Genomic DNA, 14,380 nt, shown 5'->3' with positions numbered 1-14,380 from the left:
TGTCCCGGAGCGGGCCGGATACCCTTGCCGCGTACCCCCAGCACCCCTCCCACCAGGCATTGGACGGGCAGAAATGACCGGCGGTCCGAGCTCGACGTCCTCACCCACGCGGCGCCGGCGCGACGCGGAACGAAGCCGGCGGCTCCTGTTGGAAGCGGCCGTGGAACTCTTCGCCGACCGTGGTTTTGAGCGCACCACCACCAGGGAGATCGGTGAGCGCGCCGGCGTGGACGCCGCACTCATCGCCCGGTACTTCGGCAGCAAGACCAAGCTGTACATCGCCGCCATGGAGGCACGGAGCGCGACGGACGGCGTTGCGGACGCGCTCGACCCGGTGCGGTTGGGCGAGCTGCTCGGCGGCACCGGTCGCAAGGCACCGGGTCCGGTGCTGCGCACGGCGGTCCTGTCGCAGGACGACCCCACACTGCAACAGGCGGCCCGCGAACAGCTCTACCGCCGACTCGTCACCCCGCTCGCCGATCGGCTCGCCCACGAGGGCGTCCCCGACCCGGAACTCCGCGCCGAGGTCGCGGGGGCGGCACTCGCAGGCATCGCCCTGGGGCGCCAGGCGGGTACGTTGCGCGCCCTCGACTCCGTGCCGCAGGAGCAACTCGTCGAACTGGTCCACACGTTGCTGACGCAGGGACTGGGACTGCGTCCGTCGGCGGGGGAGGCGGCAACGGCGGTTCCCAAGGGGACGGCTGAGCCGAGGAACGCAACGCACGGTTGAGCCGCCCTTCCGGAAGGCGGTTTCGTGTCGGGAACGCTGAACTCGCTCCCTGCCAAAGGGAGTTCAACGGTTCTGGCGGCGCGCCCGGTCGTTCGTCAGCTCGGTTGAGTCGTTGTATGCGGCGGGGAAGGGGTGCTCGGGGGAGCGGCGGTAGTGGACGGCGACGACGACCGCGCCGACATCGCGGCAGACTCCCATCCGCGTGGGATGTCTTGCCCCCCTGCGACCGCATGCGGCCGGGTTCCGGTGTCCGCCCTGCCCCGTCGCCAGGGCGGACACCGGTGCGCGCCCGGGTTACGGGCGCGGGTCGATGGGTGCGAGCACGCCGAAGTGACGCTCGATCACCTCGGCGGCCTCCAGGCACCGGTCCTCGCGGTACATCTGGCCGATGAGCTGGACGCCTTGCGGCATGCCGTCCGCGAACCCGGTGGGCACGCTCACCGCAGGTACGCCGACGAGGGACGTCGCGGTGCACAGGGCTCCCGCCAGCATCATCCGGGCGTGGCTGTCGGCATCGGTGTCGTCGGGGAGCAGGTCGGCCCCGGGCACGGGCTGGGGGCAGGCCGCTCCGAGGAGCAGCGGGCAGGTGTCCAGGAGCTCGGCCCAGTCGCGCTGGATGCCGAGCCGGACGCCGGTCTGCCGGAGGAACTCGGCGAGATCGGTGTGCGGGGTGCGTTCCATGAACAGGTCGAGGTGCTGGGCGCCCTTCTCGGTGAGCAACTGCCTCATGCGGGGCCACTTCACGCCGAACTCCGTCATGATGAGCTTGCCGTAACACTCCAGGGCCTCGGTCAGCCGGGGGATCTGCACCTCCTCCACGGCGTAACCCGCCCGTTCCAGCGCGGTGGCCGCCTCGTCGACGGCGGCACGGATCTGGGGGTGGACACCGATTCCGGCCGGGTCGGCCACGACGCCGACCTTGAGAGGGCCGGCGGGGTCGGGTCCGTATGCAGGTACCGGGACCGCGCGCGGGTCCTCCGGGTCCGCGCCCGCCAGCGCCTCGTAGGCCGCGCGCAGGTCGGCGACCGAGCGCGCGATCGGGCCGTCGACGGGGATGAGTTGGGAGGCCAGCATCGGCTCCTGGCCCCTCACGCGGTGGTCGGCGGCGAAGCGGCCGTGGCTCGGCGCCAGTCCCGCCACTCCGTTGAAGACGGCGGGCATGCGCACCGAGCCGCCGGAGTCGTTGCCAAGTCCCAGCGCCGCCATGCCGACCGCCACCGCGACCGCGTCGCCGCTGCTGCTCGCGCCCGGGGTCTTCGACCGGTCCCAGGGGTTGAACGTCCTGCCGTACAGCTGGCTCGCGGGGTCCGAAGAGATCGCCAGATCGGGCATGTTGGCGTGGCCGATCGGGATCGCTCCCGCGGCACGGAGCCGGCGCACCGGCGGGGAGTCGGCCTCGGCCACGTGATCGCGCAACTTCGGCACACCGTGTGTGGTCGGCCAGCCGGCCACGTGGATGTTCTCCTTGACGGTGAAGGGCACTCCGGCCAGTGGGCCGAGCTGCTCTCCCGCCGCGCGGCGCCGGTCGGTTGTGCGCGCGGCTTCGCGGGCGCTGTCCGCCATGAGCTGGGTGACGGCGTTCACGGTCGGGTTCACCGCCGCGATGCGCTCCAGATGACTTTCGACCACTTCGGCGGCCGAGGTCTCGCCTCGGGCGACGGCCGCGCCCAGCTCGGTCGCGTTCAACTTCCACAGTTCGGTCTTCATCGCGTCGCCGGGCCGCTCGCTCCGCCCTCTTGGTGAGCGCGCGGCCCTGCCCCCTCTCCCTCGTCGCGCCATGACGTGCCATGCCCAGGCGTGGCATCGGCTGCGTTCGTTCTGATGCAGTTGCATCACATCCTATGACGGGAACCGATGCAAGTGCATTACTACGAGGGAAGTCAGGCGGGCCGGTGCCCAGAAGGGTGGATGTGGACTATGAGGAGCGCGGCGTCGGATCGCCGGGGCGGTGTGTGCTCGCTCGCTGACAGCAGCGGCCCGGAGGCGGTCGGGATCGACAACGCCTCGTTCTCCGGCCTGGCCCTCACGCACCCGCTTGTCGCGCCATTCGTTGGACGTGGCAGGACCCGCGCCGAGACGGCTGGCCCGGGCCCATCCAGAAGAGCCCAAAAAAATCTCGGACGGCGATGTCGAGAACCCGTACCCGGCTCCGTCCCCGGGACGAACGCGACCACAATGGGTCGCACCAGCGAGGAGGAACGCTATGGCCAAGTACCTGTTGCTCAAGCACTACCGCGGCGCCCCGGCGGCGGTCAACGACGTGCCCATGGACCAGTGGACGCCGGAAGAGATCTCGGCGCATGTGCAGTACATGCAGGACTTCGCGGCCCGGCTGGAGAAGACCGGAGAGTTCGTCGACGGCCAGGCGCTCGCCCCCGAGGGGGCATGGGTCCGCTACGACGGTGAGGGGCGCCCGCCGGTCACCGACGGCCCGTTCGCCGAGACCAAGGACCTCATCGCCGGCTGGATGATGATCGACGTCGACAGCTACGAACGCGCCGTCGAGCTGGCCGGGGAACTGTCGGCCGCCCCTGGGGCGGGCGGAAAGCCGATCCACGAGTGGCTCGAGCTGCGCCCGTTCCTGGCCGCACCGCCCACGATCACGGAATGACCTCAACCATGGACGAGGCACTGCTCCGCAGCCTCACGCCGGGCGTGCTCGCCATCCTCGTCCGCCGCGGAGCCGACTTCGCGGCGGCCGAGGACGCCGTGCAGGACGCGCTGGTCGAGGCGGTGCGGGTCTGGCCGGCCGACCGGCCACGGGACCCGAAGGGCTGGCTGGTCACCGTCGCCTGGCGCAAGTTCCTCGACCAGGCCCGGGCGGATGCCGCCCGCCGCCGACGTGAGAACCTCGTCGACCAGGAGCCGACGCCCGGGCCCACGCCCACGAGCGACGACACGCTCCAGCTCTACTTCCTGTGCGCCCACCCTTCCCTGACCCCGTCGTCCGCAGTCGCGCTCACGCTGCGCGCCGTCGGCGGGCTGACCACCCGTCAGATCGCCCAGGCATACCTGGTGCCCGAAACGACGATGGCGCAGCGCATCAGCCGGGCCAAGCGCACGGTGGCCGGCGTGCGGTTCGATCGGACCGGCGACGTCGCCACCGTGCTGCGCGTCCTCTACCTGGTCTTCAACGAGGGCTACTCCGGCGACGTCGACCTCGCCGCCGAGGCCATCCGGCTCACCCGGCAGCTGGCGGCTGCCATCGACCACCCCGAGGTGGCCGGTCTGCTCGCGCTCATGCTGCTCCACCACGCCCGCCGGGCCGCCCGGACCGCGCCCGACGGCAGCCTGGTACCGCTCGCCGAGCAGGACCGCGGCCGGTGGGACACGAGGGCGATCGCCGAGGGCGTCGCCATCCTCCAGGCGGCCCTCGCCCGCGACCGACTGGGCGAGTTCCAGGCCCAGGCCGCCATCGCCGCCCTGCACGCCGACGCGCCCACCGCCGAGGAGACCGACTGGGCGCAGATCGTCGAGTGGTACGACGAGCTCACACGGCTGACCGACAACCCCATCGTCCGGCTCAACCGCGCAGTGGCCGTCGGCGAGGCCGACGGGCCGCGCGCCGGCCTGGCGGCACTCGCCGCGCTGGACGCCGCACTGCCCCGCCACGCCGCGGTGGCGGCGTACCTCCACGAGCGCGACGGCGACCTGGCGACGGCGGCCCGGCTGTACACCGAGGCGGCCCACAAGGCACCCAACCTCGCCGAACGCGACCACCTGACCCGCCAGGCCGCCCGACTCAACGCCCGCCGAGGTCGCTGACGGGCCGCGTCCGGACCGTCCCGCGGCAACGGGCGCGCGCCGAGTGGCCCGAGCAGTCGCCCCGCGGTGAGCAGACGGGGCAAGCCAACTGCACAACGCGTTGCTCAACCCACGCCTTCTGAACGCTTTTCCGGCAACTCGACCGCTGACGGCGTACGGTGGCCGCGCCGTCTCCCGCTCTCCGATCGGAGTCCACCATGCCTTCGTCACCGCGTGACGTACTTGCCGCCTTCCACCGGGCGATGCTCGCCTGGTCCGCGGACGATCTGGCCGACCTCTACGCACCCGACGCCGTCCACGAGTTCCCCTTCCTCGCACCGGGCAGACCCCCTCGCTACCACGGCCGGGAAGAGGTCCGGGCCGGCTACCGGGCGGCTTGGAGCGCCACCTCGGTACGGCTCCAGGAGATACACGACGTCGTTCTCTTCGACAGCACCGACCCCGAGGTCGTGATCGGGCAATGGGGGGCTACCGCGACGTTGGAATCCGGCGCCGCCCCCGTTGCCGTCACCGGCCTCCTGATCCTGCGGGTGCGTGACGGCCTGATCGTGCAGGCTCTCGACTACATGGACTCACTCGGCACGTTCCATGCACTCGGCCGCCTGCCCGCGCTGCTGGACGGCCTCGGTGGGTCGGGCGGCGATCAGTCCTGAATCCGCCGGACTATTGGCGGTTGGCATCCAAGCAGATCTCATCGGCTGCGTAGGTGAGACGAGAACGAACGGCGTATGTCACTGAGAGACGGCAGCCCGGGCCGGGATCAGGAGCGCAACATGCCCATCCACTGTTCGGCGCCCCACGCCTCGAACCGTTGCACTTCGGTGAACCCCAGCGTTGCCGCGAGGCGCATCGAGCGTTCGTTGGCGGTCTGGGTGCAGAGCACCACCGGTTCGCCGGGCAGCGCCTCGGCGAACCAGCCGAGTACCGCCGCGCACGCCTCGGCGGCGTACCCACGTCCCCATGCCTGTGGCAGGAACAGATAGCCGAGCTCGGCCTCCCCGGCGTCCGGACGGACATTGCTCCGACGTTCCGGGGCGCGTCGGTTGAGCTCGACGGTGCCGATCATCGCTCCGTCGAGCTCGACCACGAAAAGGCCGGGGCGCCTCTCAGGCGTCTCAGGCAAGGCGCGCTCTAATTCACCACGCGGTCGAGGGCCGCCCACGTAGGCGCCCACCTCCGGCGAGGCGAACAGCTCGATGAACGCCGGACGATCCCCGGCCTCGGGCTCGCGGAGCACGAGCCGCTCGGTCCTGATGGGGGCAGGTGGCCAGGCGACGGATCCCAGGTCAGTCATGTCGGGGAACCTATCGCACGCCCGCCGAGCAGCAGGTGCCCTCCCACAACACCGAGGATCGCGACCATGCCGAGGCGGTGATCCCCACCGACCGCTTGGCGCGTGAATCATGCGGACGCGCCCTGTCCGCCACGGCGCCTACGGTCGCCTCATGAGCGCAGCTACCTCCTCCAGCCAGGTCGCCCCTTTCCGTATCGACATCCCCTCGTCGGTCCTGGCCGATTTGCATGAGCGACTCGACCGGACCCGCTGGCCCGACGACCTGTCCGGTACCGAATGGAGCCAGGGGGTGCCCGCCGCCTACCTCAAGGACCTCGCCGCCTCCTGGCGCCACTCCTACGACTGGCGTGCCCACGAGGCCGAACTCAACGAGCTGCCGCAGTTCACCACCGATATCGACGGCACGAACATCCACTTCATCCACGCCCGTTCTCCCAGACCGGTGGGGATGCCCGTGGTCCTCATGCACGGCTGGCCGGGTTCCATCCTTGAACACACCGCGCTCGTCGGCCCTCTTACCACCGATGGCCTCGACGTCGTCGTTCTGTCCCTGCCAGGCTTCGGATTCTCCGGGCCGCCGCTCGCCCCGGGATGGGACATCGTGCGCATCGCCCATGCAGGCGCCGAGTTGATGCGCCGACTTGGCTACGACCGCTACACCCTCCACGGCAGCGACTGGGGCGCGATGATCGCCCGCGAGTGGGGCCGCCTCCACGCCGGCCAGGTGGCCGGGGTCCACGTGACCACGCTCCTGTCCGCCACGGCCAACGCCGAGCCGACCGAGCAAGAGGCGGCTGGTCTCACCCAATCGGAGATCGATCGCATGTGCGCGTCGGCCGCCCGCCGCGCATACAACCAGCGTGAGGAGATGGGCTACGGCATCCTCCAGTCCACGCGCCCGCAGACCCTCGGGTTTGCTCTCACCGACTCCCCGGTCGGCCAACTCGCCTGGATCGTCGAGAAGTTCAAGGCATTCTCCGACTGCCGCGATTCCCCCGAGGAGGTCATCAGCCGCGACACCCTGCTGACCAACGTCATGCTCTACTGGCTCACCGGCACCGCTACGTCCTCGGCCCGGCTCTACTACGAAACCGCCCATGCGCGTACGGGCTTCGGCGGCGTCATCGTGCCTTCCGCCACCCCCACCGGCCTGGCGTCCTTCCCGGCCGACACCTCCGTGCCCGTACGCCATCTCGCCGAACGGACCGACAACATCGTCCACTGGACAGAACTCGCCCGCGGCGGTCACTTCCCGGGCCTGGAGACCCCCGACCTCCTCCTTGCCGACCTCCAGACGTTTCTCCACTACCTCCGTTGAGCATCGGCACGGCAGGCCAGGCCGATCCAAGGCGAGGTTCTGGATGTTTCGTTTCCGAACTCCTTGGTGCCGCCCGGCCTTTCACGCACCTGTCGTCGTCGGTTCGTCGACGGGGCGCCTTCGCCCGGGTGGTCCGGAGTCCTGGTTCGGGCGAGGGCCCGGGCGGTCGTTTCGGCCTTCTTGCCGCTGGCGATTGTGGGAGGCGGCTGCGGCTCCTGTCCTCGGTCGTCTTCGGCTGGTACGGATCTGACACGCGCATCTGCGGAAGCGTGGTGGATCTCCGATGCGGGAATCCGCAAAGTCTGTCACCATCAGCCCGGTTGAGATCTTGATCGGGCTGACAGGGGCGATCGCCCGACACGACGGGGGAAGTGTTCGTGAGTACCACGTGGCGTCCAGCCACCGTCGCCACGCTCTCGGCCCTGCTGGTGGCCGGCCTGTCGGCCTGTGGAGTATCCCCGGGCGGAGGGGCCTCGGGCGGAGATCCTTCGGTGCCGGAGAAGAAGGCCGCCGACCTGGACCCCAAGGGTGCGCTGGAGGCAGCGGCCACCGCCATGACGCAGGTGGGCAGCGCCGGTGACAGCGGCAGTCGGGCGGAGAACCAGACCACCGACTCCGCCTACGGTGGTGAAAGAGCGAAAGGTCGACAGACATGACCGCGGACATGGGTGGTGGCGGCTCCGAACAGCCCTCGGCGGAGGTCCCCGTCGGACGTGCGGTCTCGCGGCGGCGTCTGCTGCGGGTCGGGGCAGGCGTTGTGGGCGGCGGTGCGCTGCTCGGGGCCGCTGCCGCGGGCGGAATGCTCGGTGGGTGGTTGCCCGGTGGGGTGAAGCTGAAGAGGTTGCTGGGGCTGACCGGGACGGACGGCACAGTGCCGGATGTGGCGCCAGGGGCGGTGCGTGTCGAGCGGGTGCGCTCGGCGGCGCGGAGCCGGGATGTGACGATGGTGACCATGCTGCCGCCCGGCACCGCGGCGAGCACGAACCTGCCGGTCTGTGTGATGCTGCACGGGCGCGGGAACGACGCGCAGGGCATGGTGACACTGGGGACGCCGCGGTTCCTGGCGGCCGCGGTCAAGGGCGGCATACCGCCGTTCGCCGTCGTCGCGGTGGACGGCGGGGACGCCACGTACTGGCACCAGCGTTCCGCCGGTGACGGCGACGACCCGCAGGCGATGCTTCGCGAGGAGCTCCCCGGCTGGCTGCACGCCCGCGGACTGTCCACGCCGCGCGCCGCGATGGGGATTTCCATGGGCGGCTCGGGCGCCCTGCAGTACGCCATCGGGCGCACGCGGAGCGGCCGCAACCTGGATGCCGTGGCGCTGCTCAGCCCGGGCGTCTTCCGTACGTGGGCGGACGCCCGTGTCACCGGCGGGTATGCCGACGAGGCGGACTGGCAGGCTCACGAGCCGACGCTCCGCCTCGATCGGATGCAGGCCGGTGCCCTCGGCGTGTGGTGCGGCCAGGAGGATCCGTTCTGCCCGGCGGCCCGCGAGGTCGCGCGGCGGGCGCGAGCGCGCGAGGCGCGGTTCCCCGACGGGGAGCACACGGAGGGTTTCTGGCGGCGGGTGATGCCCGACGCGATGTCGCTGTTGGGGCGTGCACTCGCCACCACTTGAGATGAGGCTGCCGCGCGACGAGGCGCAGCGCGGCGGCCGCGATCAGCCCCGGTGGTCGCCACCGGGGCGGTGGTCGGCTGGGGCTGGTTCGGCTGCCTGCCGCTCGGCGTGATGTTCCTCGTCGCGGGCCTGCTCGTGCCGCCCCACCGCCCGTTGGGCCGAACGGACCCGCACCCGAACTCCGACGGTCCCGCATGGGCAGGCAGCCTGACCGCCAACCTGACCGGCATCCCGGCGAGTTCACCCGGAACCCCGTCGGGGATACGGGCGACGATGCGAGGGTAGTTGACCCACGCCCGCCCGTCGGAACGGCCTCCGGCAGCGCCCCCACCACTCCGCCCACACCAATCACCAGGAGAACCCTCCATGCCCCGTCGTCCGTTCACCTCGGAGCCCGTCGCCGAGAGCCACCACGACCCCCTCGCCCACCGGATCGGCGCGACCCCCGACGCCCTGCTGCCCGAAGGCGGCCCGGCGGGCCGGACCGCCGCGGAGCGGCGACTCACCGATACCAGTGAGGTCGCGACCATATGAGCAAGCCTCCGAAGGCCGCGGCCATGCCCCCCGACAACACCTCGGTCAGATGGGACGGCGGCGCCGTGCTGGTCATGGACCAGCGGCAACTGCCCCACGAATACCGCACGCTACGGCTCAAAACGGTCGATGAACTCATCGCGGCGGTCCGCGCCGACGCCCAGCGGATCGCCGCCGCCAGGCACGGCATCCCCTTCGTGGTCGTCGCCCCGGAGTCGTCATGGGACCGCCAACTCCCGGACTGCCGCGGCATCGTGGTGGCACACTGAACGCCGCCGCACGGCTGGTCGCCCAATCCGCCGCGCACATCACCGGACTGGCCGTCGTCGTCGAACTGTCCGGCCTCGGCGGCGCCGAACAGCTCTCCGCGCACCGTCTGCTCACGCTCTGCGAGGTGGGACAATGACCTTCGATCCGGACCCGGCCTCCTCGGCCACCGCCGGCCAGGACCACGACATCGACCACGGTTACGACGAACTCCTCGCCGGACAACTCGCCCGGATGTCCCGCGACTTGTACCAACGCGGCTGGATGCCGGGTACCTCCGGCAACCTCTCCGCCCGCTTGCCGGGCCAGGACGGCCACGCCCTGATCACCGCCAGCGGCCGGGACAAGGGCGACCTGACCGCCGCGGACCTGGTCGTCGTACGTGCGAACACCGGGAAGACCCTCCGGCAGGGGCCGCTGCGGGCCTCGGCGGAGACCTCGATCCACGCCGCCGTCTACCGCTCCACCGCCGCGGGCGCGGTCATCCACGTACACGCACCGCACGCCACCGCCGTCGCCTCCCGGACCGGCGGAGCACAGGTCGCCCCGCTGCTCCTCGAACGGTTCGAGCTGCTCAAGGGACTGGGGCTGGCGGACCCTTCGCACACCGAGCTGCCGGTGTTCCCCAACTGGCCCCAGGTCCCCAGGATCGCGGACGACGTGGCCGCCTACCTGGCCGCCGATCCCCAGGCACCACCCGGACTGCTCATCGCCGACCATGGCATCACGGCCTGGGGAAGCGACCTGGCGCAGGCCAGGAACCACCTGGAATGCCTGGAAGCCATCTGTCAGTTGCTGCTGCTGGGCGCCAGGCCGGCGATCGCGCCGGCCATCGCCGCCGCGGAGACGAAAGGGGAACCCTCATGACACTGTTGCAGGTCATGCCGGACAACGCGCCCGAGGACGTGCTCGTCCGGACACGCGACGAGACGGAGATCGCCGAGGCTCTGCGGTCGTGTGCGGTTGCGTTCCGGCGCTGGCCGCTGCACGGCGGCATCGCCCCGGGTGCGACGGCGGAGGACGTACTGTCCCGATACCGCTGTGAGGTGGACCAGTTGTGCGCCGACGAGGGCCTGCGGGTCGTGGACGTCGCCCGGCTGTCCCCGCAGGACGGACCCGAGTGGGAGGCACAGGCGGCCAAGGCACGCTCGGCGTTCCTCGACGAACACCGGCACGCGGAGGACGAGGTGCGCTTCTTCGCACACGGGCGCGGCTGCTTCTACCTCCATGTGCACGGACGGGTGTACGCGGTGGTGTGCGAGGCCGGCGACCTGCTGTCGGTCCCGGCCGGCACCCGCCACTGGTTCGACATGGGACCGCGCCCGGACTTCTGCGCCATCCGCTTCTTCAAGGAGGAGGACGGCTGGGTCGGGGACTTCACCGGCGACCCGGTCGCGCAACACTTCCCCCACCTGGAGGCACTGCTGGAGGCCGACCTGTGATCACGGCAACCGTACGGGCGGTGGTTCTCGACATCGAGGGAACCACCGGCTCGCTCTCACATGTCCAGGACGTTCTCTTCCCCTACGCACGACGTCGCCTGGCCGACTGGTTCACCGCCCACCGCGACGACCCGCGGCACGCCGAAATCCTACAGTCCGTACGGGACTCGACCGGCACCCCTGATCTCGACGACGCCGGGGCCATTGCCGTCCTGACGGCCTGGGCGGACGCCGACGTCAAGGCAGCCCCGCTGAAGCGGCTCCAGGGACTGATCTGGGCGCGGGGATACGCGGACGGCACGCTGACCGGACACGTCTACCCGGAGGTGCCCGGGGCGCTCGGCCGATGGCGGGCGGCCGGCATCGGCGTCTACATCTACTCGTCGGGCTCGGCGGGGGCCCAGCGGGACTGGTTCGCCCACAGCGACCACGGCGACCTGACGCACCTGCTGCTCGACTACTTCGACCTGGACCGGGCCGGGCCCAAGCGCGAACCGGATTCCTATCGGGCGATCATCCGGGCGATCGACGGTGTGCCCGGGCACACGCTCTTCCTCAGCGATGTCGCGGAGGAACTGGACGCGGCGGGCGCCGCCGGCTGGCTCACCGGGGGCGTACGACGTGCCGGTGACCCACGCGGCACCACCGTGCCCGGACACCCCTCGGTGCCCTCACTCGACCACGTACGGCTCCGGGCATCGCGCCCCGCACACCGGGACGGCGCGAGCAGCCCCCATCACCCCACAGGCTCCACGGACGAGGAATCCCAGACGTGACCGCGGACATGACCCCAGACACCAGCACAGGCACGAGCACGGACATTGGCACGACCGCCCCGCACCGGCATCCTGCCCCATGCCCCCCGGACCGCGACCAGCCTCGCCAGACAAGCGTCCGCCTCGTCCCGATGGCGCGCGGCCAGTTCGGGATCGCGCCGCTCCAGCGCGGCGGCGGGTTCGACGGCTGCCTTACCGCGCAGGCTGCGACCAGGACTTCTCAACGGGGGCGCACATCTTCCAGGTGCCGTTCTCCTTGCGGAGGTAGACGGAGACCGGCTTCTGCGCGGGCCTGGTGACCACGACACTGGCGACGCTCCCCTTGATCCGCACGTCCGAAGTCGTAGTCGGTATCGGTTTCGACCGGGAGTCGCGTTCACCGTCGGCCGAGTTGTCGTCGTTGTCGGCGACGCCGTGGGCTTCGTCCAGGCAGAGCAGAGCGACCATCTTGGCGGTGTCCCCCCGATCGACCGCGAGGGCGAAGTCGGTGACCGCCTGCTGGACCTTCGACTGCTCGGTGTCGCCCCGCTCGGGAAACAGGAACACGGCAACGCACACGGCGGCGCCGGCCAGCAGCACACCGGCTGCTGCGAGAGACCACCACAGCTTCCGACGACGGGAGGACGGACGAGAGGACGGCGGGTATCCCGGTACCGGCGGCTGGGACGCGGGTGGCTGCCAGGGAGGTGACGGCTCCTGACCGGCCTGATGCGACATGCGAACGCCTTTCCGTTCAGGAGGGTTCCGTGAATCAGGGGATCCGTGAATCAGGACGGTTCCGCGAAGCGTGACATCAGGAGTTCGTCCAGTTCCTGACCGAATTCCTTCGGATCGACGTCTCCTTCGTAGACCAGGGCGACCTGTCCCACGGCGAGATCCGGGGACAGACAGAACTTGAGCAGCCCGCCATCCGTCGTGATCTGCAACAGGCGCTTGGACGAAATACGGGATCCGTCCTCCCAGCCGGGGATGCCCTCGGGGAAGTCGGCCAACTCGGCGAGGGTTCCCATGGCGACGGGGCGCGCCACGCCGAACGCGTACCTGCTCCCCGAGACGAACCCCGCATGAACCTCGCGCAGGAACACCTGAACCGCCGCCGGGAAGCACCCCCAGAACTCCGGCTCCTCGAAAGTTCCGGGATCGTAGCCGACCCAGGAGACCAGCTCGCCGTCCTCCGTCTCCAGGACGTAGACCAGCACGGCGGCGCCGTCGGTGATACCGACGCGCACATCGAGACAGTGCGCGTCGAGCACCTCGGCGAACTCCGGGACCAGGTCGAGGAAACCGCGGTTCCACAGCGACAACGCCGCTCGGCGGCGGTCTTCCGGATCGGCCGACAGCACGATCGGCCGCCACTTTTCGGGAATCAGCGCGATCTCACCGGCGTCACTTCCGACGAACGCCAGCGACCAGTCCTCCAACGTGGCGGCGATTTCTTCAGGTCCCATGTCCTCTAACCTCGGTACTGGCTCTTGAGCAGCTGGTCGATGATGTCCTGCAGCTTCTGACGGGTCTGGTTCTCCAGCGCGGTCTGCGCACTGATCCATTGTGGATCGGCCCCCGACACATACGCCGCACTCCGGGACTGCTTGGATTCGTTCGCCGCCTTCGACAACCACTGGAAGTTGATCGGAGCACGCGAGACCACATACATGTTCTTCGCCGTGAGCTTCGTGAAGCCCCGCATCTGGACGAGTTCGGCCAGGGGAATGATGTGGTCGGGCGAAACCTTCGAATTCCCGGAGTCCCAGGTCCCGATCCTGCGGCCCGACGAGGCAGGGTAGGCCGGGTCCCGGTCCGTTGCCAGAGGCCGGTCGACTCCGTTCAGCCGGATGTTGCCCACCTTTCCCGGGTTGCTGCCGCGGAGGGCCTCGAAGAGCGGACGTATCGGGGAGTTTTGGGGGACCTCCCAGTTCTTGCCCGGCCGGGGAGGTGGCGGTGCGGTCCAGTTCGACGGGGCCTGGTTCCGGGCCTTCTCGATCTTGTCCAGCGTCCGGCGGACCGGGGCCTTCAGACCCAAGGGACCCGCATCCGCGGCTTCGAGCGCCCGCATCGCCTGCATACAGGACTGCAGTTGGGCGACGACCGCGGACCGGCGAGCCTCCAGGGCCGCCTTCTCCGCGTTGTAGGCCGCCGCGGCCAAGGACTGCTCCGGCATCCGGAAGCGATGCGGCCTGGCGTTGTGGGCCCGGATGTCTGCCCCGAGCTGCTGAGCCGCCGCGACCTGCGCCCCGCACAGATCCACGGGGCGAACCGGCTTCGCCTCCGCCGGGGACACAAACGCGAGCAGCGCGAACAGCACCACGAGCACGGCCAGGGCCCGCTTGGATCTCAGCGACACGCGCATGCCTTCTCCCCCCATCGTTCACGGCCCGACGCCGCCAAACCCTCTCCTGGACGCACGCATTGACAACACGTCGAAAGAGCAGAGCCGCTGATCGTCGGCCGTGCGCGGTCGCCGTGCCCCTCGGAAGCCGGTGACTTCTCCCTCTCGCCGGCCCCCTTCTGCCGGGCGGCTCCCGGTGGCGACACGCCAACCCTTGCGTGCGGCATTGAAATGCCGATGAAATCGCTCTCGACCGGCCTGGGGGGGCGGGACCGACCATCCGTAGCCGGGGAAGGTCCACGACCCGACC

General features: G+C 70.5%; 20 protein-coding genes. 14 read left to right on the top strand and 6 right to left on the bottom strand.

From position 1 onward, the window contains the following. Positions 1–73 precede the first annotated feature (73 nt). Positions 74–730 carry a TetR/AcrR family transcriptional regulator gene (locus tag K2224_RS18050; RefSeq protein ID WP_221907548.1) on the top strand — a complete coding sequence of 219 codons (657 nt, stop codon included), beginning with the start codon at positions 74–76 and terminating at the stop codon, positions 728–730. 63 nt (positions 731–793) lie between these two features. Here the strand turns inward: K2224_RS18050 and K2224_RS18045 are convergent, their stop codons facing one another. Beyond that, on the bottom strand, positions 794–928 hold the full coding sequence (locus tag K2224_RS18045; RefSeq protein WP_221907547.1) for an alpha/beta hydrolase fold domain-containing protein: 135 nt from the start codon (positions 926–928) through the stop codon (positions 794–796). A gap of 96 nt (positions 929–1,024) precedes the next feature. After that, complete coding sequence (locus K2224_RS18040) at positions 1,025–2,437, bottom strand: amidase (RefSeq protein ID WP_221907546.1); 1,413 nt, start codon at positions 2,435–2,437, stop codon at positions 1,025–1,027. 496 nt (positions 2,438–2,933) lie between these two features. Here K2224_RS18040 and K2224_RS18035 point away from each other — a divergent pair, with 496 nt between their 5' ends. The 3 genes from K2224_RS18035 to K2224_RS18025 all read left to right on the top strand — a co-directional run bounded on the left by K2224_RS18035 (position 2,934) and on the right by K2224_RS18025 (position 5,148). Next, entirely contained in the window at positions 2,934–3,341 is a 408-nt protein-coding gene (locus K2224_RS18035; RefSeq protein WP_221907545.1) for a YciI family protein, read from the top strand. A gap of 8 nt (positions 3,342–3,349) precedes the next feature. Continuing rightward, the gene (locus tag K2224_RS18030) at positions 3,350–4,495 is read left to right on the top strand and encodes an RNA polymerase sigma factor (RefSeq protein WP_221909785.1); all 1,146 of its coding nucleotides are present in this window, start codon (positions 3,350–3,352) and stop codon (positions 4,493–4,495) included. Positions 4,496–4,692: 197 nt separating this feature from the next. Next, positions 4,693–5,148 carry a nuclear transport factor 2 family protein gene (locus tag K2224_RS18025; RefSeq protein ID WP_221907544.1) on the top strand — a complete coding sequence of 152 codons (456 nt, stop codon included), beginning with the start codon at positions 4,693–4,695 and terminating at the stop codon, positions 5,146–5,148. Positions 5,149–5,255: 107 nt separating this feature from the next. Here K2224_RS18025 and K2224_RS18020 read toward each other — a convergent pair whose 3' ends face one another. Continuing rightward, positions 5,256–5,789 carry a GNAT family N-acetyltransferase gene (locus K2224_RS18020; protein WP_221907543.1) on the bottom strand — a complete coding sequence of 178 codons (534 nt, stop codon included), beginning with the start codon at positions 5,787–5,789 and terminating at the stop codon, positions 5,256–5,258. A gap of 151 nt (positions 5,790–5,940) precedes the next feature. Between K2224_RS18020 and K2224_RS18015 the strand changes: the two genes are divergently transcribed. From K2224_RS18015 to mtnC, 10 genes are all read left to right on the top strand, one after another. Beyond that, on the top strand, positions 5,941–7,107 hold the full coding sequence (locus K2224_RS18015) for an epoxide hydrolase family protein (RefSeq protein ID WP_221907542.1): 1,167 nt from the start codon (positions 5,941–5,943) through the stop codon (positions 7,105–7,107). A 377-nt stretch (positions 7,108–7,484) separates the two neighbouring features. Further along, on the top strand, positions 7,485–7,763 hold the full coding sequence (locus K2224_RS18010) for a hypothetical protein (RefSeq protein ID WP_221907541.1): 279 nt from the start codon (positions 7,485–7,487) through the stop codon (positions 7,761–7,763). Next, entirely contained in the window at positions 7,760–8,725 is a 966-nt protein-coding gene (locus K2224_RS18005; RefSeq protein ID WP_221907540.1) for an alpha/beta hydrolase family protein, read from the top strand. Before K2224_RS18010 ends, K2224_RS18005 begins: the two co-directional genes overlap by 4 nt. A 51-nt stretch (positions 8,726–8,776) precedes the next feature. Further along, a complete protein-coding gene (locus tag K2224_RS18000) occupies positions 8,777–9,010 on the top strand; it encodes a hypothetical protein (protein ID WP_221907539.1) in 234 nt (77 codons plus the stop codon). Between the two features lie 81 nt (positions 9,011–9,091). Next, positions 9,092–9,259 (top strand): hypothetical protein, encoded by a 168-nt coding sequence (locus K2224_RS17995; RefSeq protein ID WP_221907538.1) that lies wholly within the window; start codon positions 9,092–9,094, stop codon positions 9,257–9,259. Then, positions 9,256–9,528 (top strand): hypothetical protein, encoded by a 273-nt coding sequence (locus K2224_RS17990; protein ID WP_221907537.1) that lies wholly within the window; start codon positions 9,256–9,258, stop codon positions 9,526–9,528. Before K2224_RS17995 ends, K2224_RS17990 begins: the two co-directional genes overlap by 4 nt. Next, a complete protein-coding gene (locus K2224_RS17985; protein ID WP_221907536.1) occupies positions 9,480–9,665 on the top strand; it encodes a hypothetical protein in 186 nt (61 codons plus the stop codon). Before K2224_RS17990 ends, K2224_RS17985 begins: the two co-directional genes overlap by 49 nt. Continuing rightward, positions 9,662–10,393, top strand: a complete 732-nt coding sequence (gene mtnB / locus K2224_RS17980) for a methylthioribulose 1-phosphate dehydratase (protein WP_221907535.1) — start codon at positions 9,662–9,664, stop codon at positions 10,391–10,393. Before K2224_RS17985 ends, mtnB begins: the two co-directional genes overlap by 4 nt. Beyond that, positions 10,390–10,968 (top strand): acireductone dioxygenase, encoded by a 579-nt coding sequence (locus K2224_RS17975; protein WP_221907534.1) that lies wholly within the window; start codon positions 10,390–10,392, stop codon positions 10,966–10,968. The genes mtnB and K2224_RS17975 overlap by 4 nt, the downstream gene beginning before the upstream one ends. Continuing rightward, complete coding sequence (gene mtnC, locus K2224_RS17970; RefSeq protein ID WP_221907533.1) at positions 10,965–11,744, top strand: acireductone synthase; 780 nt, start codon at positions 10,965–10,967, stop codon at positions 11,742–11,744. Before K2224_RS17975 ends, mtnC begins: the two co-directional genes overlap by 4 nt. Positions 11,745–11,936: 192 nt before the next feature. Here mtnC and K2224_RS17965 read toward each other — a convergent pair whose 3' ends face one another. The 3 genes from K2224_RS17965 to K2224_RS17955 all read right to left on the bottom strand — a co-directional run bounded on the left by K2224_RS17965 (position 11,937) and on the right by K2224_RS17955 (position 14,091). Continuing rightward, a complete protein-coding gene (locus K2224_RS17965) occupies positions 11,937–12,290 on the bottom strand; it encodes a hypothetical protein (protein ID WP_221907532.1) in 354 nt (117 codons plus the stop codon). Positions 12,291–12,511: 221 nt separating this feature from the next. Further along, positions 12,512–13,192 (bottom strand): hypothetical protein, encoded by a 681-nt coding sequence (locus K2224_RS17960; protein WP_221907531.1) that lies wholly within the window; start codon positions 13,190–13,192, stop codon positions 12,512–12,514. A gap of 5 nt (positions 13,193–13,197) precedes the next feature. Further along, a complete protein-coding gene (locus K2224_RS17955; protein WP_221907530.1) occupies positions 13,198–14,091 on the bottom strand; it encodes a hypothetical protein in 894 nt (297 codons plus the stop codon). Positions 14,092–14,380 lie beyond the last annotated feature (289 nt).

Source organism: Streptomyces sp. BHT-5-2 (assembly GCF_019774615.1).
In the GTDB taxonomy this organism is placed as follows: Bacteria; Actinomycetota; Actinomycetes; order Streptomycetales; family Streptomycetaceae; genus Streptomyces.
The sequence above is the reverse complement of the archived record's forward strand: the minus strand, read 5'-3'. Positions and strand labels throughout refer to the sequence as shown.

Excerpts from the sequence above, each read along its gene's own strand:
- K2224_RS18025 (WP_221907544.1), top strand. The coding sequence starts at position 4,693 with ATGCCTTCGTCACCGCGTGACGTACTTGCCGCCTTCCACCGGGCGATG.
- K2224_RS17985 (WP_221907536.1), top strand. The coding sequence starts at position 9,480 with ATGGGACCGCCAACTCCCGGACTGCCGCGGCATCGTGGTGGCACACTG.
- K2224_RS18040 (WP_221907546.1), bottom strand. The coding sequence starts at position 2,437 with ATGAAGACCGAACTGTGGAAGTTGAACGCGACCGAGCTGGGCGCGGCC.
- K2224_RS18030 (WP_221909785.1), top strand. The coding sequence starts at position 3,350 with ATGGACGAGGCACTGCTCCGCAGCCTCACGCCGGGCGTGCTCGCCATC.
- K2224_RS17995 (WP_221907538.1), top strand. The coding sequence starts at position 9,092 with ATGCCCCGTCGTCCGTTCACCTCGGAGCCCGTCGCCGAGAGCCACCAC.
- K2224_RS18005 (WP_221907540.1), top strand. The coding sequence starts at position 7,760 with ATGACCGCGGACATGGGTGGTGGCGGCTCCGAACAGCCCTCGGCGGAG.
- K2224_RS17990 (WP_221907537.1), top strand. The coding sequence starts at position 9,256 with ATGAGCAAGCCTCCGAAGGCCGCGGCCATGCCCCCCGACAACACCTCG.
- K2224_RS17975 (WP_221907534.1), top strand. The coding sequence starts at position 10,390 with ATGACACTGTTGCAGGTCATGCCGGACAACGCGCCCGAGGACGTGCTC.
- K2224_RS18020 (WP_221907543.1), bottom strand. The coding sequence starts at position 5,789 with ATGACTGACCTGGGATCCGTCGCCTGGCCACCTGCCCCCATCAGGACC.
- K2224_RS18015 (WP_221907542.1), top strand. The coding sequence starts at position 5,941 with ATGAGCGCAGCTACCTCCTCCAGCCAGGTCGCCCCTTTCCGTATCGAC.
- K2224_RS17960 (WP_221907531.1), bottom strand. The coding sequence starts at position 13,192 with ATGGGACCTGAAGAAATCGCCGCCACGTTGGAGGACTGGTCGCTGGCG.
- mtnB (WP_221907535.1), top strand. The coding sequence starts at position 9,662 with ATGACCTTCGATCCGGACCCGGCCTCCTCGGCCACCGCCGGCCAGGAC.
- K2224_RS18035 (WP_221907545.1), top strand. The coding sequence starts at position 2,934 with ATGGCCAAGTACCTGTTGCTCAAGCACTACCGCGGCGCCCCGGCGGCG.
- K2224_RS17955 (WP_221907530.1), bottom strand. The coding sequence starts at position 14,091 with ATGCGCGTGTCGCTGAGATCCAAGCGGGCCCTGGCCGTGCTCGTGGTG.
- K2224_RS18050 (WP_221907548.1), top strand. The coding sequence starts at position 74 with ATGACCGGCGGTCCGAGCTCGACGTCCTCACCCACGCGGCGCCGGCGC.
- K2224_RS18045 (WP_221907547.1), bottom strand. The coding sequence starts at position 928 with ATGGGAGTCTGCCGCGATGTCGGCGCGGTCGTCGTCGCCGTCCACTAC.